The 19332-nt window shown below is 49.2% G+C and carries 17 protein-coding genes; 9 read left to right on the forward strand and 8 right to left on the reverse strand.

Going from position 1 to position 19332, the window contains the following annotated elements; all coding sequences use genetic code 11:
• The first annotated feature begins 246 nt into the window (after positions 1–246).
• The 5 genes from lpxC to mutT all read left to right on the forward strand — a co-directional run bounded on the left by lpxC (position 247) and on the right by mutT (position 7030).
• Positions 247–1158, forward strand: coding sequence for a UDP-3-O-acyl-N-acetylglucosamine deacetylase (gene lpxC, locus ACJJI0_RS20965; protein ID WP_252082957.1), 912 nt, complete (start codon positions 247–249; stop codon positions 1156–1158).
• A 201-nt stretch (positions 1159–1359) separates the two neighbouring features.
• Complete coding sequence (locus ACJJI0_RS20970) at positions 1360–2295, forward strand: M23 family metallopeptidase (RefSeq protein ID WP_252082956.1); 936 nt, start codon at positions 1360–1362, stop codon at positions 2293–2295.
• 162 nt (positions 2296–2457) lie between these two features.
• Positions 2458–5202, forward strand: a complete 2745-nt coding sequence (gene secA / locus ACJJI0_RS20975) for a preprotein translocase subunit SecA (RefSeq protein WP_444884058.1) — start codon at positions 2458–2460, stop codon at positions 5200–5202.
• A 217-nt stretch (positions 5203–5419) separates the two neighbouring features.
• Complete coding sequence (gene argJ, locus ACJJI0_RS20980; RefSeq protein WP_444884059.1) at positions 5420–6622, forward strand: bifunctional glutamate N-acetyltransferase/amino-acid acetyltransferase ArgJ; 1203 nt, start codon at positions 5420–5422, stop codon at positions 6620–6622.
• 9 nt (positions 6623–6631) lie between these two features.
• Complete coding sequence (gene mutT / locus ACJJI0_RS20985) at positions 6632–7030, forward strand: 8-oxo-dGTP diphosphatase MutT (RefSeq protein ID WP_444884060.1); 399 nt, start codon at positions 6632–6634, stop codon at positions 7028–7030.
• A gap of 65 nt (positions 7031–7095) precedes the next feature.
• Here the strand turns inward: mutT and yacG are convergent, their stop codons facing one another.
• The 5 genes from yacG to pilB all read right to left on the reverse strand — a co-directional run bounded on the left by yacG (position 7096) and on the right by pilB (position 12047).
• Complete coding sequence (gene yacG / locus ACJJI0_RS20990) at positions 7096–7311, reverse strand: DNA gyrase inhibitor YacG (protein ID WP_444884061.1); 216 nt, start codon at positions 7309–7311, stop codon at positions 7096–7098.
• A 73-nt stretch (positions 7312–7384) separates the two neighbouring features.
• The gene (coaE, locus tag ACJJI0_RS20995) at positions 7385–8053 is read right to left on the reverse strand and encodes a dephospho-CoA kinase (RefSeq protein ID WP_444884062.1); all 669 of its coding nucleotides are present in this window, start codon (positions 8051–8053) and stop codon (positions 7385–7387) included.
• A 62-nt stretch (positions 8054–8115) separates the two neighbouring features.
• Positions 8116–8994, reverse strand: a complete 879-nt coding sequence (locus tag ACJJI0_RS21000) for a prepilin peptidase (protein ID WP_444884063.1) — start codon at positions 8992–8994, stop codon at positions 8116–8118.
• A gap of 3 nt (positions 8995–8997) precedes the next feature.
• Positions 8998–10212 carry a type II secretion system F family protein gene (locus ACJJI0_RS21005; RefSeq protein WP_444884064.1) on the reverse strand — a complete coding sequence of 405 codons (1215 nt, stop codon included), beginning with the start codon at positions 10210–10212 and terminating at the stop codon, positions 8998–9000.
• A 122-nt stretch (positions 10213–10334) separates the two neighbouring features.
• Positions 10335–12047 carry a type IV-A pilus assembly ATPase PilB gene (gene pilB, locus ACJJI0_RS21010; RefSeq protein WP_444884065.1) on the reverse strand — a complete coding sequence of 571 codons (1713 nt, stop codon included), beginning with the start codon at positions 12045–12047 and terminating at the stop codon, positions 10335–10337.
• Positions 12048–12430: 383 nt separating this feature from the next.
• Here pilB and ACJJI0_RS21015 point away from each other — a divergent pair, with 383 nt between their 5' ends.
• Together ACJJI0_RS21015 and ACJJI0_RS21020 are read left to right on the forward strand one after the other, a co-directional pair.
• A complete protein-coding gene (locus ACJJI0_RS21015; RefSeq protein WP_444884066.1) occupies positions 12431–12952 on the forward strand; it encodes a pilin in 522 nt (173 codons plus the stop codon).
• A gap of 64 nt (positions 12953–13016) precedes the next feature.
• On the forward strand, positions 13017–14189 hold the full coding sequence (locus tag ACJJI0_RS21020; protein WP_444884067.1) for a methyltransferase family protein: 1173 nt from the start codon (positions 13017–13019) through the stop codon (positions 14187–14189).
• Here ACJJI0_RS21020 and ACJJI0_RS21025 read toward each other — a convergent pair.
• The 3 genes from ACJJI0_RS21025 to imuA form a co-directional block, all read right to left on the reverse strand.
• Positions 14169–15206, reverse strand: coding sequence for a serine hydrolase (locus tag ACJJI0_RS21025; RefSeq protein WP_444884068.1), 1038 nt, complete (start codon positions 15204–15206; stop codon positions 14169–14171). The genes ACJJI0_RS21020 and ACJJI0_RS21025 overlap by 21 nt on opposite strands.
• 210 nt (positions 15207–15416) lie before the next feature.
• Positions 15417–16592 carry a Y-family DNA polymerase gene (locus ACJJI0_RS21030; RefSeq protein WP_444884069.1) on the reverse strand — a complete coding sequence of 392 codons (1176 nt, stop codon included), beginning with the start codon at positions 16590–16592 and terminating at the stop codon, positions 15417–15419.
• A gap of 21 nt (positions 16593–16613) precedes the next feature.
• Positions 16614–17321, reverse strand: coding sequence for a translesion DNA synthesis-associated protein ImuA (gene imuA / locus ACJJI0_RS21035; RefSeq protein WP_444884070.1), 708 nt, complete (start codon positions 17319–17321; stop codon positions 16614–16616).
• Between the two features lie 204 nt (positions 17322–17525).
• Between imuA and dcd the strand changes: the two genes are divergently transcribed.
• Together dcd and ACJJI0_RS21045 are read left to right on the forward strand one after the other, a co-directional pair.
• Positions 17526–18095 (forward strand): dCTP deaminase, encoded by a 570-nt coding sequence (dcd, locus tag ACJJI0_RS21040; protein WP_152454498.1) that lies wholly within the window; start codon positions 17526–17528, stop codon positions 18093–18095.
• A 28-nt stretch (positions 18096–18123) separates the two neighbouring features.
• On the forward strand, positions 18124–19332 hold the full coding sequence (locus tag ACJJI0_RS21045; RefSeq protein ID WP_444884071.1) for a BaiN/RdsA family NAD(P)/FAD-dependent oxidoreductase: 1209 nt from the start codon (positions 18124–18126) through the stop codon (positions 19330–19332).

Genomic DNA, 19332 nt, shown 5'->3' on the forward strand with positions numbered 1-19332 from the left:
GGAAATAGGCAAGTAAGAGTTTAATTAACAATTTTTTACAGTGATCCCGGCGCTCATGGTCTTAAAATGCTGTCTCAGCGACTGAGATGTGGCGCTCCAATCTTTATTTAAACTATCCTTAGAAGGACGGTGGCGGTGTGTTAAGTTGACCACACGCCCACAATTGGTATTGGCGTCGCAATTGTGCTAATATCGGCGGCTTGCTGCGCGTTTTGCGTAGACCACCGACTGGGAAAAGATAGTTTCATGATCAAACAGCGCACGCTTAAAAATGCTATTCGCGCCACTGGCGTAGGTCTGCACACTGGCAAAAAGGTCATCCTGACCTTGAAGCCGGCTCCCGTAGACACCGGCATCGTGTTCCGTCGAACGGACTTGGACCCGGTGGTCGAAATTGAAGCCCGCGCAGAGAATGTGGGCGATACGCTACTTTCCACTACCCTGGTCAAGGGTGATGTTCGTATCGCTACCGTGGAGCATTTGCTCTCAGCGATGGCGGGCCTGGGTATCGATAATGCGATTGTCGAACTGTCCGCCCAAGAAGTACCGATTATGGACGGCAGTGCCGGTCCTTTTGTGTTTTTGATCCAGTCTGCGGGCATTCAAGAACAGTCTGCGCCGAAGAAATTTCTGCGTATTAAGAAGCCGATTACCGTGGAAGAGGGCGATAAAGTAGCCAGCTTCCTGCCTTTCAATGGTTTCAAGGTCTCCTTTACCATCGACTTTGACCACCCGGTATTCCAGGGGCGTAACCTAACCTCTTCCGTGGACTTCTCCAGTACTTCTTTTGTGAAAGAGGTGAGTCGTGCGCGTACATTTGGATTCATGCACGAAATTGAGTATCTGCGCTCTAAGGGCTTGGTTCAGGGTGGCTCTGTGGATAACGCCATCGTGATTGACCAGTACCGCATTCTGAATGAAGGTGGATTGCGTTACGAAGACGAATTTGTGAAACATAAAATTCTCGATGCAATTGGTGACCTTTATCTTCTGGGTACCAGCCTGATCGGTGAGTTTAAAGCCTTTAAATCCGGCCACTCCTTGAACAATAAGTCTCTGCGTCATTTGATGACCCAAAAGGACGCATGGGAGATGGTGACATTCGAGGGAGAGCAAGAAGCTCCGATCTCCTACGTTAAGCCAATACTGGCAGTTTAAACTCTCAATAAAAAAGCCGGCATTATATTGCCGGCTTTTTTACGTGACAGATTCGCCAGAGAGGGTTGGGGTAATTCTGGTAACCTTGTTTCCCTTTGGGTATTTGGATGACCGGTCTTTTAGTGTGAGGTATTGCACTGGAGCCTCGTCTCACTTACAGAGACAGCAAAATTACAAGATATCGGACTTCTCCTGCTTGTTATGAAAGTAATTCTGGTCAATGAGCGCGGTGCAACCCGCAGCTTCAACTTTGGTGGGCTGAGCAAGGCGCTATTGAGCTTGTGCCTCTTGGGCCTCCCGGTTGGTGCCTTCTTCCTGGGTGCCAATCTTCCCGTGACCAAAACTGATTTATTTGATGCGCGTACAGCCAAGGCTTGGGAGCGCGCTTTACGTAAGCAGCAGCAGGAAATTGAGGAGGCCGATCGCGAGGCTCACGAGCAACTTGCTGCGCTCACGGTAAAACTGGCTGAATTGCAGGCGCGCCTTACCCGATTGGATGCTGTGGGTGAGCGCCTAACCGCAGCGGCCAATCTCGATCAGGGCGAGTTTGAATTTAGCGCTGTGCCTGCAGTGGGTGGTCCGGAAGATCCCGGCATCGCCGGAGCTTCAGATTTACCCTATCAACCCCCCGAGTTTCTCGAAGTGATTGGTGACTTGTCTCACAAAGTAGATGATCGCCAAATGCAGCTCAATACGCTCGAGTCCCTGATGGCAAACCTGCAGCTCGAGGATGAGCAATTTATTGCCGGGCGCCCGATCACCAAAGGCTGGATGTCCTCGCGCTATGGTTATCGTACCGACCCTTTCACAGGGCGCCGCACTTGGCATAAAGGTGTGGACTTTGCCGGTAAGATGGGGTCAGACGTAGTATCTGTAGCCGCCGGTGTTGTTACCTGGGCTGACGAGCGTCACGGCTACGGACATATGGTGGAAATCAATCATGGTAATGGTTATTCCACCCGCTACGGCCATAACAGTGAGCTCAATGTTGGGCTCGGTGATGTAGTTAAGAAAGGGCAGGTGATTGCCCAAATGGGGTCCAGTGGGCGCTCCACTGGTCCTCATGTACACTTTGAGATCTTTAAGAACAATCGCACGGTCGACCCGGCCAGCTATATCCGCCGTACAGGCAGATAACAACTATCCTTCCTTTACGCGTAATTGCTGGCAGCTTGGCATAAGAGTTGCCAGCGCTTACGCCTTCCTGTTTACTTGCACCCCTCGCATAAAGGAGTATCGGTGCAATATCTGCCCAGCATTAGCGCCGATAGCGCACATAAGATAAGTGGTTTCTAGATAATGATTGGCAAACTGATTAAATCGGTCTTTGGTACAAAAAATGACCGCGAGCTGAAGCGCATGCGACGCGTCGTGGAAAAAGTCAACGCGCTGGAAGAGGATTTCCAGAAGCTGGATGATGCAGCTCTTCGAGCCAAAACAGAAGAGTTTAAAAAGCGTATTGCAGATGGGGAAACCCTAGACCAGCTGCTGCCGGAAGCTTTCGCTGCAGTGCGTGAAGCGGGTCGGCGCACAATGGGCATGCGTCACTTCGATGTTCAGCTAATCGGCGGTATGACGCTACATGAAGGTCGTATCGCGGAAATGCGCACCGGTGAAGGTAAGACTTTGGTAGCGACCTTACCGGCTTATTTGAACGCGCTCGAAGGCAAGGGCGTACATATTGTTACAGTCAACGATTACTTGGCATCCCGCGACGCCAATTGGATGCGCCCAGTCTATGAATTTCTCGGTCTGACTGTTGGAGTGATTATCTCCCAGCAGCACCCGGACGATAAAAAGGCCGCCTATCAAGCCGATATTACTTACGGCACCAACAACGAATTTGGCTTCGATTATCTGCGTGACAATATGGTGTTACGCAAGGAAGATCGTACTCAGCGCCCACAAAACTTCGCTATCGTGGATGAGGTGGACTCAATCCTTATCGATGAGGCGCGTACCCCGCTGATTATTTCTGGTGCGGCGGAAGATTCCTCTCACCTTTACTTGGCCATGAATAAGCTGATTCCACAGCTGGAGCGTGCCGAAGAAGGTGGTGAGGGACACTACACCGTAGATGAGAAGACCCGCCAGGTAGAGCTGACCGAGCAGGGGCATCAGTTGGTGGAAGAGCTGCTGTCTAGCAGCGGCTTGATGAAAGAAGATCAATCTCTCTACGCCCCTGGTAACCTGGGCCTGCTGCACCATGTGCATGCCGCATTGCGTGCCCAGGTACTGTTTAACCGGGACGTGGACTATATTGTGCAAAACGGTCAGGTTGTCCTGATCGATGAGCACACCGGCCGTACTATGCCGGGCCGTCGTCTCTCCGAGGGTTTGCACCAGGCGCTGGAAGCCAAGGAGAATGTTCAGATCCAGTCTGAAAGTCAGACGCTGGCCTCCACTACCTTCCAGAATTTATTCCGTTTCTATCCAAAGCTCTCTGGTATGACAGGTACCGCAGACACTGAAGCGTTTGAATTCCAGCAGATTTATGGTCTGGATGTGGTAGTGATCCCCACTAATAAGAATATTCAGCGGGATGACCTCAACGACCTGGTCTACCTGAGTAAAGAAGAAAAAATGGACGCCATTATCGAGGATATTAAGTTCTGCCGTGATAAGCAGGCACCCATCCTCGTAGGTACTGCCTCTATCGAGACTTCTGAAGAGATGTCGCGCATGTTGCAAATGGCGGGCATCAAGCATCAGGTACTAAACGCCAAATATCATGAGCGTGAAGCACAAATAATTGCTCAGGCTGGCCGTCCCGGCACTGTCACCATTGCGACCAATATGGCCGGTCGCGGTACTGATATCGTGCTGGGTGGTAACTGGGAGGCTGAGGCCGAGGCGCTCGCTCAGGAGAAAGGTAGTGATTTGAGTGAGGCCGAAGTGGCCAAGGTGAAGGAGCAGTGGAAGAAGCGCCACGAACAGGTGATCGAGGCGGGTGGTTTACATATTATCGGCACCGAGCGTCACGAGTCGCGCCGTATCGACAACCAGCTGCGCGGCCGTGCCGGGCGTCAGGGTGACCCCGGTGTAACCCGTTTCTACTTGTCTCTGGAAGATAATCTGATGCGTATCTTCGCCTCCGATAGGGTGAAGAACTTTATGCAGATGCTGGGAATGGAGCGCGGTGAGGCTATTGAGCACCGCATGGTCTCCAATGCGATTGAAAAAGCCCAGCGTCGCGTTGAAGGGCGCAACTTCGATATTCGCAAGCAGCTGCTGGAATATGATGATGTGGCCAATGATCAGCGCCAGGTGATTTACAGCCAGCGCAATGAGCTGCTGGAAGCCGGTCAGATCAGCGATACCATCAACGCTATTCGCGAAGATGTTGTGAATGAAATTATCTCCGCTTCTGTACCACCACAGAGTGTTGAGGAGCAGTGGGATATCCCGGCACTGGAGCAGCAGTTGGCCGGTGAACTGGGCATTGAGCTGCCTATTCAGAAATGGTTGGATGAAGACCGCAATCTGCACGAGGAGACGCTGCGCGAGAAGGTTGTTGCCGAAGCTCAAGCCGCTTACGCCACCAAGGTGGAGCGCATTAGTGAATCTTCTGGCGATGCCAATCTGATGCCGACAGTGGAGCGTCAGATCATGCTGCAAGTGCTGGATCAGCTATGGAAGGAACACCTCTCCAGCATGGACCACCTGCGAGCGGGTATTGGTTTGCGTGCTTACGCCAACAAGAACCCTAAGCAGGAGTTCAAACGCGAGTCTTTCCACCTTTTCCAGAGTATGCTGGAAAACCTCAAGCACGAGGTGGTACGTATCCTGGCCCATGTGGAACCTATGACCCGCGAGCAAATGGACGAGTTGGAGCAGCGCCGCCTGGAAGAGCAGCGTAAGCAGCAGCTGGAGCTCCAGCATGCCGAGGCCTCCGCAATTCCTGAAAGTCAGCCGCAGCAGCAGGCGGCACCTGTGCCAGAGCGCCGTGGACCCAAGGTTGGCCGTAATGACCCATGTCCCTGCGGTTCTGGCAAGAAATACAAGCAGTGCCACGGTAAGTTGGCTTCCTCTACCCAGAGCTAAGGCCTTCAGACTGTAGTGTTTAAGTTAGAAAATACCCCGCTATATGCGGGGTATTTTTTTGACTGACAAGAAAATATTCTGCGGAATTTATATTTTTATCCGCATCAAGTGCGGATAATTGTTGATTCGAAAGAGGTAGGATCTAATAATGGCGCTTTTCTACCTACAGCTAGCTTTAACTAACTAGAGCCGAAGCCGGTGCTAGAGTCGATCAGATATGCCTGAATCATTACTTCCTCCCGTAAAAGGGGTTCGCCTTGCCAGTGTTCCAGCCAAGATCAAAGATTGGTCCCGTGATGACCTGTTGTTAATAGAGGTCGCCGAGGGTGCATCGGTCTCGGCCACCTTTACCCGGAACAGCTTCTGCGCCGCGCCGGTATTAGTAGCCAAGGAGCATATCGCACAGGGCAATATCCGCGCCTTGCTGGTTAATGCGGGTAACGCCAATGCGGCCACGGGTGCGCGTGGTCTAAGCGACGCCAGGGTCTGCTGTTCAGCAGTAGCTGCAGCGATGAATGTTCGAGCAGAGCAGGTATTGCCATTCAGCACTGGGGTGATTGGTGAGCACCTGCCTTTGCAGCGTTTATTGGATGCTATCCCCAGCGCTGCTGCCGAACTAATCGAAAGCGGATGGGGGCGGGCAGCAAAAGCCATTATGACTACGGATACTCGCCCGAAAACTGCCAAGCGTCTCCTGAATATTGGCGGTGAAGAAATTACGGTCGTGGGGATCGCCAAAGGATCCGGCATGATTCAGCCAAATATGGCGACCATGTTGGCCTATGTCGCCACTGATGCCAGCATCGCCCAGCCTTTACTGGATCAAATGGTGAAGGAGGCCGTAAATGCCTCCTTTAATCGCGTTAGTGTAGATGGCGATACCTCTACCAATGATGCCTGTGTGCTCATTGCCAGTGGAGTAAAAGGTAAGCCTATCCATTCCCCTGCTGATGAAGGTTATAGCGCATTGATGGAAGCTATTACCCAGGTGCATATCGAGCTGGCCCAGGATGTGGTTCGGGATGGTGAGGGGGCCAACAAATTTGTCACGATTCAGGTGGAAGGTGCGGAGAGTAGTGAAGAAGCTCTTAAAGTCGCTTTCGAAGTAGGTAATTCCCCTCTGGTAAAGACTGCACTCTACGCTTCAGACCCCAACTGGGGGCGTTTAGTGATGGCTGTTGGCAATGCAATAACTCATGGTCTGGATACTGAAAAGGTCAATATTTACCTGGATACTGTGCAGGTAGTACAGGCCGGAGGTCGCGCGGTGGACTACCGGGAAGAGTTGGGCGAGCAGGTGTTTTCTCAGCCTGAATTTACCATTCGTATAGAGCTGGACCGTGGCAACGTCAGTGAGCATATCTGGACCTGTGACTTCTCCCACGAGTATGTCACCATCAACGCCGAATATCGCACCTGAGGAGTTGTTGTGAGCCGTGTTATTCATGTTGCTGTTGGTGTAGTCCGTCGCAGCGATGGCAAAATTTTAATTGCCCGCCGCCCGGATCATCTGCATATGGGCGGGCGCTGGGAGTTTCCTGGTGGCAAGGTGGAGCTAGGGGAAACCGTACAGCAGGCTCTGACCCGCGAGCTGCTTGAGGAAGTGGCAATTGAGGTTGAGCAACTGCAGCCTCTGGTGGAAATCCAGCATGAGTATGCGGAAAAGACCGTATTGCTGGACACCTGGCAGGTAACGGCATTTTCCGGTGAGGCTCAGGGACGTGAAGGGCAGGAGACCGCCTGGGTGGCGGTACAGGAACTAAACAATTATCAATTCCCAGATGCCAACCAGGCGATTATTGAGGCTATCAAGGCTGTGGAAGTTTAAATCGAGCACGCCTATGTAAAGTCTTGGCAGAGTCTTATGCATAGGCTGCAATCATAGATCTCGACTTAATGGCGCTGCTTGCTCGGGTCCAGGTCATCACTCAAAACGTCATCATAAATTGACTCGCCCGGTATCTTGTGCCCCTCACTGGCCCACTCGCCAAGATCAATTAATTTGCAACGCTCGCTGCAAAAAGGCTTAAAGGGAAACTTATCGCTCCACTCTATTGGCTTTTTGCAGGTGGGGCAGTTTAGGCTTGGGGCTTCTTTTGGCTTGGGCATATTAGGTTTGGTACAGCTTCTTCGATGTTTGGGGTAGTCTCAGGGTCTATTATTTTACATTAGTAGAGTCGTGCTAAGACTTCGCTAATTGCAAATATTTCTGATGCAAAGCTTGTACCTGGCTGCGTAACTTCGTCAATTCTTTAGAGTTGTCCAACACATCATCAGCCTTGGCCAGGCGTTCCTGTCGGTTAAGCTGCGCCGCCATAATTTTGCGTATTTGTTCAGGGTGATTTTCATCTCTACTGCTGGCCCTCTCCAGCTGTAAGCTTTCCGGCAAATCCACCACGCAGATTCTATCTACCAGCTGATATTGGCCGGATTCGATCAATAGTGGTGACTCCAGTATCGCGTAAGGGCTAGAACTCTGTTCCAGCGAGGTAATGATTTCCTCGCGTATTAAAGGGTGCAGCAGTCTCTCCAGCCAGGCCCGCTCTTCATCATGATTAAACACCAATACACGCAGTTGCGCTCGATCCAACTCACCATTTTCTAGTAATACATTTGCGCCAAAGTGACGGGCTATCTGCTCTAATGCAGGTCTGCCAGGTTGTACCACTATCCTTGCGGCCCAGTCAGCGTCTACCACGTGAATGCCCAGCTCGCGAAAGTACCCCGCGGCGGCTGACTTGCCACTGCCGATACCTCCAGTTAAGCCTACTCGAAACAATGGCTTGTCCCCTTGCAATAAAAAATTTGGAGCTAAAAATAAGAAACCCGGCCAATGAGTGACCGGGTTCATGGTAATTCACTTGCCTCAAATGGGCTAATTGAGCCCTGAAAATAGCTGGTATTACTGGCTATCTATAGGCCGGAAATACTCAGGTACCAAGCAACTATCTGCTCACCCCATAGCATAGCAATCCAGCCGGCACCGGCCAGATAAGGACCAAAGGCAATCGGCAGGCTGCGATCCCGTCCAACCGCCAGGCTCCAGGAAATACCCGCTATAGCACCAACTGCGGCAGAGAGCAGAATTACCAGAGGCAGCATCTGCCAGCCAAACCAGGCCCCGATAGCTGCGAGTATCTTGAAGTCCCCAGCTCCCATACCTTCCTTGCCGGTAACCAGCTTAAAGATATGAAACACTAGCCACAAAGAAAGATAGCCTGCGATAGCCCCAATAACGGCATCTTGCAGTGGAACAAAAATACCCCAAAGGTTTATCAGTAAGCCGCCCCAGAGCAACGGCAGGGTAATGCTGTCTGGTAATAACTGCTTATCGAAGTCGATACCGGTTAGTGCGACTAAAGCCCAAGTAAAAACACAGCCTGCCAGCGCCTGCCAAGTAAAGCCCAGCTGCCAAACCACTACTGCGGTGAGAATTCCAGTAGCCAACTCAATCAAAGGGTAGCGTTTGGATATCGGTGTACCGCAGGAGCCGCATTTGCCACGCAAAAATAGATAGCTGATGACAGGAATATTATGCCAGGGCTTAATCTCGGTTTTGCATTTAGGGCAGTGTGAGTTGGGTAGCACTAGATTAAAAGGCTTCTCGAGTTCTTCCTGTTCTTTGGTGTCTGGTTTAGTGTTGAAGTAGCTATAAAAATCTCGTTTGTATTCCCGCTCCATCATCGTTGGCAGGCGAAGGATTACTACATTAAGGAAGCTGCCTATGAGTAGTCCTAAAATAAAAGCACTACTTAAAAGCAGCGCAGGGTGAAAAATAAAATATTCAAGCATTTTTTAAACAACTTGGCCCAGCTGGAAGATAGGGAGATACATAGCAATCATCAGGCCGCCCACCAATATACCCAGTACGGCCATAATCATAGGCTCTAGAAGGGTAGTGAGATTATCCACCATATTGTCTACGGCCTCTTCGTAGTAGTCGGCGGCTTTTCCCAACATTTCATCAAGTGCACCGGATTCTTCGCCGATTGCTGTCATTTGCACCAGCATAGTGGGGTAAAGACCCGAAGAGCGCAGGGCACTATTGAGAGGGACACCAGTTGCCACTGAGTCTCTGATCTTAAGCGTAGCCTCTTCATATAGGCTGTTTCCGGTAGCTCCGGCCACAGATTTAAGGGCATCTATAAGGGGGACACCAGCGGCAAAAGTTGTAGATAGAGTTCGGGCAAATCTTGCTGAGATAGAGTTGTACGTGATTGTGCCTAGAATGGGAAGTTTTAAGATTAGTCGGTCAAAAAATTCAGCAATTTTTTTATTACGTTTTTTGGCTTCAATAGTGCCGCCAATTCCAATAACAATTGCTATTAAAGCAAAAAGCCAATTAGCCTGCATCCATTCAGACATGCCAACAACAAGTTGGGTGAATGCCGGTAAGTCTGCCCCGAAACTAGAGAAGGTTTCGGCAAACTGCGGTACAACTTTTATCAGCAAAATGGAAGTGACGATGATGGCAACTACAACGACTGCTATAGGGTAGGTCATTGCCTTTTTGATCTTTGCTTTCAGTGACTCTGTTTTTTCTTTATAGGTGGCAATCCTATCCAGCATGGTTTCCAGTGCGCCGGATTGTTCACCGGAGGCAACAAGGTTGCAAAAGAGGTCATCAAAATAAAGTGGATGTTTTCGTAGGGCATCAGCAAAAGTAGTACCTGAAGCCACTTCATCCCGAACTTTAAATATTAATTCTTTAACCCCCTGATTATCTAAGCCATCGGCGACAATCTCAAAGCTCTGAACCAAGGGGACCCCGGCCTTCATCATTGTGGCCATTTGGCGGGTAAACAAAGCAATGTCGGCAGGTTTGACTTTTTTCTTGCCTCCCCCAAATAAAGGTTTAGGCTTTTTTTGGACGCGGTTGGCAATAATACCCTGTTTGCGTAATTGCGCCTTTATCAGCGCTGGGCTGGTACCGTTGATTTCCCCTTGGACCTTGGCCCCCTTGCTATCCACTCCTTTGTAGATATATGGGACTGCTGTGGCATTGGCCATAAGTGCTTTCCTACTTTGTCTCAACTAACAACGGTCAATTATTGGCTTATTCCGTTGATGTATTTTTAATCGCAAACCCAGAAGGTTAGTTTTATTTAGTTATTGAAAGTACATGCATGGTTCTAATCTTTAGTCACCCGATTTGCCTCCTCTAGGCTGGTCACTCCCATAACCACTTTGCGCAGGGCGGAGGTTCTTAAATTGTTAAAGCCTTCCTCGAGAGCCTTATCGGCAATCTGAATTGAATTGCCGCCCTCCATTATAATTCTTGATATACCGTCGGTAATGCGAACCACTTCATACACACCTACGCGCCCTTTATAGCCCTTGGAGCAATGTTCACAGCCAGTAGGTTGGTAGATCGTCCATTCATTTTGGGGGATGGTGACGTTGTCAAAGCCTTCGGCCTTGAGTACTTCACTGGGAAGACTTGTGGGCTTCTTGCACTCATTACACAAACGTCGTGCGAGGCGTTGAGCAATAATCACACTGACAGATGTAGCGATATTAAATGTAGGGACCCCCATATTCATAAGGCGCGTGAGGGTCTCGGGTGCTGAATTTGTGTGCAGTGTAGAAAGCACTAGGTGCCCTGTCTGCGCTGCCTTGATGGCAATCTCGGCTGTCTCCAGGTCTCGTATTTCCCCCACCATCACGATGTCTGGATCCTGACGAAGGAAAGAGCGCAGCGCTTCGGCAAAGTTGAGCCCCACTTTAGTGGAGACATTGACCTGGTTAATGCCTTCCAAGTTGATTTCTACCGGGTCTTCCGCCGTGGAGATGTTACGTTCCGGTGTATTAAGAATATTAAGGCCGGTATATAGGGATACTGTCTTACCGGAGCCTGTAGGACCTGTGACCAGGATCATACCCTGTGGTTGGGCCAGGGCATCCATATAGATTTTTTTCTGCTCATCCTCATAGCCAAGTGCATCAATGCCCAACTTGGCTGAGGAAGGGTCTAGAATACGCAATACAATCTTTTCTCCCCACAAGGTCGGCAGGCTGTTTACACGAAAATCAATTGCCTTGGTTTTAGAGAGTTTCATTTTAATGCGGCCATCTTGTGGAACCCGCTTTTCAGAGATATCCATCCTGGACATAACTTTAAGACGTGCGGACAGGCGGCTGGCAAGTTGTATTGGTGGTTTCGCGATCTCGTGCAATACGCCATCGGTGCGAAAACGTACCCTATAAGATTTCTCGTAGGGCTCAAAATGAATATCCGAGGCACCGCTTCGAATAGCATCAAGTAAAACTTTGTTTACAAAACGCACAACGGGTGCTTCATCTCCCCCCGGTTCGCTGTCGTCACTGTGCTCGGTATTGTTACTCCCAACATCGAGAGCATCTAACTCCTCATTTTCCATGCCCTCTAGGCCGGCACTTATATCGCCGCTATCGGATAGGTAGTTCTCGATGGCTTTTGCCAGCTTGTCGGTCTCTACGAGTACAGCATCGGTATTAAGACCAGTATTAAAGTTGATTTCGTCTAGGGCGGCTAGATTGGTGGGGTCTGCTACGGCAACGAATAGCCGATTACCTCGCTTATAAAGGGGAAGGGTAAAGTGCTTGCTGATTAAATTTTCAGCAACGATATCCTTGGGGATTAAGTCAAAATTATAACTGCCCAGCTCGAAGAGCGGAGTGCCAAAGGCTTGCGAGGCAATATCGGCAAGCTCCCGGCTTTTGACAAGTTTTGCCTCCACAGCATGCTGGGCAAAAGTTTGCTGCTCCCTGCGCGCAGCTTTAAGGGCCGACAACGCCGTAGTTTCGTCGATAACTTGGTCCGCAACCAAACGCTTAGCCAAGCCACTAAGAGAAATAGTGCTCATTGTTTTACCGCTTTATTGAACTGACAGACACCCAACTGCCGGGGATTCGGTTTTACCTCACTGGAATCATACCAGAGAGGACTACTGTTTGAGTGACCTGGCTAAGCAATGCGTATTAAGATGAGGGCAAGCAGGAAGTTGTTGTCAGCCTGTGAAGTGACAAAGCGGGCCAGGCCTGACATTTTTTGTCAGTCCTGGAAGGAAATTGTCACTGCAAGTTGGTTTGTCCAGATTGGCAAATGTAAGAAAGGGGTTCACAAACCTATTTATTCGGTAGGTTTGCCAAACTTGGCACAATCCTTGTATCTTGCATGATGAATTCCTCACGGGATGCCATCCCTCACGGGGCTCACAACAAAAAAGTCTGTATGGAGACGGTTGCAATGAAAAAGCAAATGAAAAAGCAAAAGGGTTTTACACTGATTGAATTGATGATCGTGGTTGCGATTATCGGTATTTTGGCTGCAGTAGCTTTGCCCGCTTACCAGGATTACACCGTGCGTGCAAAAGTATCTGAAGGCATGATTATGGCTAGCGCCCTTAAAGTTGGTGTAACTGATATGTTTGCTGATGGTGGCGTTGATGGAATTAAAGCATACGCAGCTGAGATTAAAGCTGATTTAGCTAACTTGAAAACCGAAAAAGTGACTGGGGTAGAGATAAATGCGACAACAGGTGAAATTAAGCTTACATTCGGTGGTATCCCGCAGCTTACTGGTAACAACGTAATAGCTTACAAGCCTACTATTGGCGGCAAGGACCTCGCCAATGATAACTCTACTGGTACTATTATCTGGTCCTGCTCTAAGGGCGACGGTGCTGCTACTACGGTTCCTACAGAGTTTTTGCCAGCTAACTGTCGCAAGGCTGCCTCTTCTACCTCCACTGGTGGTGGCTCTATCTAATAACTTGCTGCTTAGTTAGTTAAATAGAAGGCGGGCTTGTCCCGCCTTCTTTATTGGTGCTTTTGTGTATAATGTCAGGGGAATTTTTTTAGGGTCGGTATCTCTCGGCCTGTTCACAATTACGCTGCTGGCGGCAGTAATCTTAGGTCTTTCTGCATATAGTGTCGGTGTTATTCTTTTTGCGAGTGCAGTGAGTTTTGGGGTGTCCGTTTGGCAGGAGTCATCTGGTCGCTTGCAAAAAAAACCTAGAGATTGGCAAAGAATCAAAGTAAAGATATTTGGCCTTTTGGTTTATTTCTTGTTTTTTGTGCTTTTACTGAAATGCCTTTCGCTCGTTTCTGAGCCACACAGGATGTTCCTCTCTGATTATTTTTTTTATATTTTATTGGGTCTTATTTTTTTTGTTTTCTATTTTGTCTACTGCGATAAATTTGCATCTCTTAATAATGATGAATGGGTTGCTCTGGGGGTTGGCGTTGTCCGGGCAAATTTCTCAAAAGTTTTACCTGCGGCTAAAGGATTAATATTAAAAAGCTTCTTTCTACCTTTGATGTTTCTCTGGCTTGATGTTTCATTGGTGAAGTTTATGGAGGGCGGCTTTGGGCGCCTTTTGACATCTGCAACTTTTATTACAGAATTTATCCTGCTAGGTACGATATTTGATTTATATATAGGTTTTCTGGGGTACATCTTTGTCTCTCGCCTAACAGGGGCTGAAATGAAGGTGGATAATGGCTGGCGGAGCTGGTTGTTTTGTCTTGCATGCTATCCACCACTATATAGCGTGGTACAGCTGGTATTAAAGCCATCTGACGATATTTATTGGAATGATTTCTTTCTGGATGGCGGTATATCTTTCTATGTCTGGGGCTTTTCGTTGGTCACGCTTTGGGTTATTTATTGGTGGGCAACACTGTCCTTTGGCTTAAGGTTTTCCAATCTTAGCTATAGGGGGCTGGTTGATAGGGGGCCGTATAAATACCTTAAGCACCCGGCGTATGCTAGCAAAGTCTGCTACTGGTGGCTGTTGTCCGTGCCGTTTGTATCACCTCTAGGGTTCTGGGGTGTGATTCAAAACTTTGTTTGCCTGGCAGGTGTTTCATGGATCTACTTTATGCGTGCTCGAGAAGAGGAGCGATTCCTCTCTGGTTTTCCTGAGTACAGGGAGTATCAGGATAGGGTTAAGGCAACAGGCCTGCGTGCAAGGGTGAATAGTTTAAAAATATTGATAAGTTAATGTGCGAATAAAATTAATTGCGTTTGGGTCACCTTCGGCAATAATAATTGCTATGGTTTTTAGCTCTTTGTGAGATAGTGCAATCGCACATCTCGATGAATCAAGTTGGCCTAGGTGTTGAGATACCAGATTGCTCCCAATTTTTTGTATCTTCCATCCCAATCCATATCCGCTTGAAGTTGGTGTGTGAATTTCTTTGGGGTCAATATTGAGGGGGCATTCGCCGGACTCACTCAGGCACTTATAGTGGATATCTGCAAATTTTCTTAGAGTTTTTGATGAGGCGAAGAAGTTTCCAGCTGCGGATAGGCTTTCCGGTAGTTTTATTGGGATGTCATCCTTGAGTTTTTTTCCTTTAATGTTTTTGTGATACAGCATGTGGCGCTTCCCTGATTGGTAGTCGCTCAATCCGGCTGTATTTAGTGTTTGGTCTAAATAGCTTTCAAAGCTAAGCGGTAAGTTTCTCTCTAATAGGTTGGCCGCAAAGATATATCCTAAGTTTGAGTATTGGGGCGGTTGCTTTGGGTTTATTTGAGGGGCGTACCTAGAGATGAGCTCTGCTCTGGATGCTTTGTTTGCTAGTGCTTTAGTTTGGAAGCTTTCTGGGATATTTTTGGTAAATGGCGCCACACCTGCATTGTGGCTGAGCAGCAGTTTTATTGATCGTTTTTGATTCTCTGTGAATCTGTCTGAGTGGCTTTCCAGTGTGTGGAGTATGGTGGTGGCCGCTAGTGGCTTTACACATGAGGCGGTTTGAAGGCGTGTCTGATTGCTTATGTCTGGTGACTGGATTTCACAGGTCTGCCCATTAATATTGGCAGAGATGCTCACTGTTTTTATTTGGTTGTTATGTGCGGCAAAGAGAACTTTTTGAGAGAGTTTTTGGCAGTCCGTAATTGCGTCTATGTTCCTGAGGGGGGTGTCATTAGGGATGGATAAGGACGTTGCGAAGATTAGGGTTAGTAGAGGTTTTAGGGCTTTTCTTATTATGCCGTTTTCAGTTTTGGTCTGGATCATGTGGTGAAAAAAGAATAGAGGCCTTGAGAAATATTTGTTTTATAATTGACTGTTGATTTTTCATGGTGGATGGTGCGCATCGCACTCTTATTGTTCACTAGGATGTGGCATGTTGCTAAGGGAGTGTTTGTGCCAAAGAAAATGATAGTTGTCTACAGTCTAAATATCTACAAAATTTTATACATTTAAAGTTGGGGTATATATCATACTTTACTTCGATGTAATATGAGATAGTGCATGATGTCCGAGGCGGCTTGTTAGTTTTTTCATGAGTCTTTGAGATTCATTTTCTCTGTTTGAATGCTTAGCGATAGGGGGCTTGCCTCCTTGATCAGTTAGACTTTTCGAGGGTAGTTGATATAAATATAGATGTAAATTTTGCATCGTTTGGAAAAAAAGTTTTTTTTCAAACTGGAGTTTTATATGTGCTGATAATTCTTGTGTTTCTAGAGCCGAAGATGGGGCATAAGTATAAATACTGATGGATCTTTTTTTATCTTTGATTTGCCAGTGCAAGAGCCGTGTAGAAAGTTTACGGTGCTGCAGTAGCTGGTAGAGTTCTCGAAGCAGTAAATTGCAGAAAAATAACAGTTGTTCACTATTATTCAGTGTTTGTAGAGGTAAGACCTTAAAGTTTAAGGTATCTGGTGGATGATAACAGGCAGCTGGTTCTTTTGGGCTGCCACTGAGGAAAGTCAAGTAACCAATAAAAGCACGGCCAAAGTACATTTCGATTTCCGATACAGGTGCTGCCAGTAATTGACCTATTTGCTTGAACCCAAGGAAATATAGTTTTTGTATAGTTTGACTATCGCACTCTAGTAATTTGCAGGGAGTATCGTTGATCCACTGTTTCCATTGCGTAGAGGTGGGTAGTGTCTGGGTTTGCTGAAGCCACTGACTGTGCGTAGGTATCTGGCTAAGCAGCAACGCTGCACTGGGGTTGGGGCCAAGCCCTAGGCTATGGCTAATACCCATTTGCCTGATTTCCAGCTGTATTTGATTGAATAGTGGTCTGAGCCCGCCATAAGTTCCTAAGCAGCTATTCAGTTCAATGTACAGTTGAGGGTATTTGTTACCTTGCTCAGGATTTATAGCCTTAGCAAAAACCATAGGCGTGAAGCTGCCTCCCCATAGTGCCAGCTCTTCCAATTGCCACTGCTCCCTACCCCTGTCGCGAGAAAGTATCTGGAGATCTGGGCATAGATTAAGAGCGGTGGCAGAGCTCAAACCAGAAATGACTCCACACCCGAAGGCGGCTTTATTTGCCTCCACTATGATTTGCTTTTCCACTATCGCCAGTGGCTGGTTTTTCTCTTCCGGCGTCTGAGCTCGGGTGAGCGCCTCCAGGGGAAGTTTGGGAAACTGGATACAAAGCCAGAGCATGGAGAGTCCCTTAGATGCCGCTTAGTGCAGGGCTTGATGATGCCATTTTGATGTGCTGTGTTGCAGGAGGTTTAGCTGAAGGTGTTGACCACTAGGGCCGCCCACTTGTTTCAGTAGTCTGAGGGCAAGCTGTTCTGGCTTGCTATGCAGCTGTAGCCGTAGCGTGGCAGGCGAGGGCTGGGGGGCTTCTGACTGGGGGCGGAAGTGGAAGTGCAGGCAGCCGCTTGCTTCGGCGGATTGTTGCAGGCGCTGCAGCTCTCGATAACTTATCGCCTGTTCACCCTGCCAGCTCAAGACTGCGCTACAGCCGCCAGATTGTAGGGATTGCTCTATGGCCCAGAGGCAGTCTCGCTTGTCGCGGGGATGGACTAATAACAAGTGCTCCAGCTTGACGTCATACTGGGTAAGCTCTGTGGCGCAGGGAGTAAATGGGGGTTTGATGAGAATCACCATCTCTCCCTTTTGGGTCAGTTCAGCGAGCATACGGAGTAGGAGGCTCAATGCGTTGGCACTTGACTGGCCGACAAGTAATTCAGTAGTAGCCCCGCGCGGCCAGCCGTGGTCTTTGAGTAAGGCGTCCAAGCTAGCAAAACCGGTAGTAGCGCCTGGGTTCTGAGGTTCATTGGCTGCCTGGGAGGCCTCTCTCCCTCGAAAGCGCCGCTGTTGGATGGTGGGCTTGGCTTGGTTTTCTAAGTATTTGTTTTGTAAGCGATTTTTGGCTGTATTCACGCTGCCTCCCCGTTTCCCTGCCTCGATCTTCAATCGGATTTTGCTAGATATCTGTATATGTATACAGTTATCTGTGAATTTATACAGTAGTTGCTGGTTAGCGACAAGGTCGAAAGGCGTCGATTGGCACTTTTTTGCACAGTCTAAACCGGCTATGATTCCGCCTCTTTTGTTGAGCACTGATTATTCTTTTAGGGGGACGGAGTGAGTATCAAGTCCGATAAGTGGATTCGCCGCATGGCTGAGCAGCACGGCATGATTGAGCCTTTTGAGCCGGGTCAGGTGCGCCATGGCAATGATGGCGAGCGACTCATCTCCTACGGTACTTCGAGTTACGGTTACGATGTGCGCTGTGCTGGCGAGTTTAAGATCTTTACCAACGTGCATTCGGCTACCGTGGACCCCAAGACCTTCGATGAGAACAGCTTTGTCGATGTGGAAGGGGAGTACTGTATCATCCCGCCGAACTCCTTTGCCCTGGCGCGTACCGTGGAGTATTTCCGTATTCCGCGCTCTGTATTGACTATCTGCCTAGGTAAATCCACCTATGCGCGTTGCGGCATAATCGTCAATGTAACGCCGCTGGAGCCGGAGTGGGAAGGGCATGTGACCCTTGAGTTTTCAAATACCACCAACCTGCCGGCGAAGATCTACGCCAATGAAGGTATCGCGCAGATGCTGTTCTTCGAGTCTGATGAAGTCTGCGATGTGTCCTATGCGGATCGCGGTGGTAAGTACCAGGGGCAGCGCGGCGTGACCCTGCCTCGTACCTGATACTTGGGTGATTGCGCAGCCCTAATTCATGAGTGATGTATCCCATAGCCAGCTGCCCAAAAGTGTCGATGCACTGATTATCGGCGCTGGGGCAGCGGGTTTAATGTGCGCCGCCACTGCCGGCCAGCGCGGCCGCAGTGTGCTGGTATTGGATCATGCCAATAAAGTTGGCAAGAAGATCCTGATGTCCGGCGGCGGCCGCTGTAATTTCACCAACCTCTACACCAGTGCGGAAAATTTCTACAGCCGCAATCCCCATTTTTGTAAGTCTGCCCTGGCGCGCTATAGCCAGTGGGACTTTATTGCATTGGTGGAAAAGCATGGGGTTTCCTACCATGAGAAAACACTGGGCCAGTTGTTTTGCGACAACAAGTCCAAGGATATTCTCGACCTGTTATTGGCGGAGTGCCGTGCAGCCAAAGCTCAGGTTCGCACCCGTTGTGCCATATCCTCAATAGAGTCGGGGCAGGGTGGTTATCGTGTTGAAAGCAGTCTGGGGACAGTTCACTGTGAGTCCCTAGTCGTGGCTACTGGTGGAATGTCGATACCCACCATGGGGGCTACGGGCTTTGGCTATGATATCGCTCGGCAGTTTGGGCTCAATATCATCCCCACTCGTGCGGCCTTGGTACCCTTTACCCAGCACAAGCGCCAGTTGGAGCGGCAGGATAGCCTACCGGGCAGCTCGCTTAGTGTGACGGCTTCCTGTGGTGAGGGCAGCTTTCACGAGCAGATGCTGTTTACTCACCGAGGTTTGAGCGGACCGGCAGTGTTACAAATATCCAGCCACTGGCGCGAAGGCGAAAAGGTGACTTTCGATCTGGCCCCCGATCGCGATCTGGCCGATTGGCTGCAACAGCGCCGCCGGGAGAGCCCGGAGATTCACTTGCACAGTGTTTTGGCTGAGCTTTGGACTAAAAAGCTTGTGCAGTTTTTCCTACAGCGGCAGCATATCGACAGCCGTCCCCTTAAGCAGTTTACTGAAATAGAGCTGCAGGAACTCGGAGCCAAGTTGCAAACCTGGACGCTGGTTCCCGATGGCACCGAAGGCTATCGCACTGCAGAAGTTACCCTCGGCGGCGTAGATACAGATCAGATTTCTTCGCGTACTATGGAGTGCAAAACCCAGCCAGGGCTGTATTTTATCGGCGAGGTGCTGGATGTGACTGGCTGGCTGGGGGGCTTTAATTTTCAGTGGGCCTGGGCTTCTGGGCACGCGGCGGGGGAGGTCGCCTGA

This window comes from Microbulbifer mixtoriginis (SeqCode) (assembly GCF_052466695.1).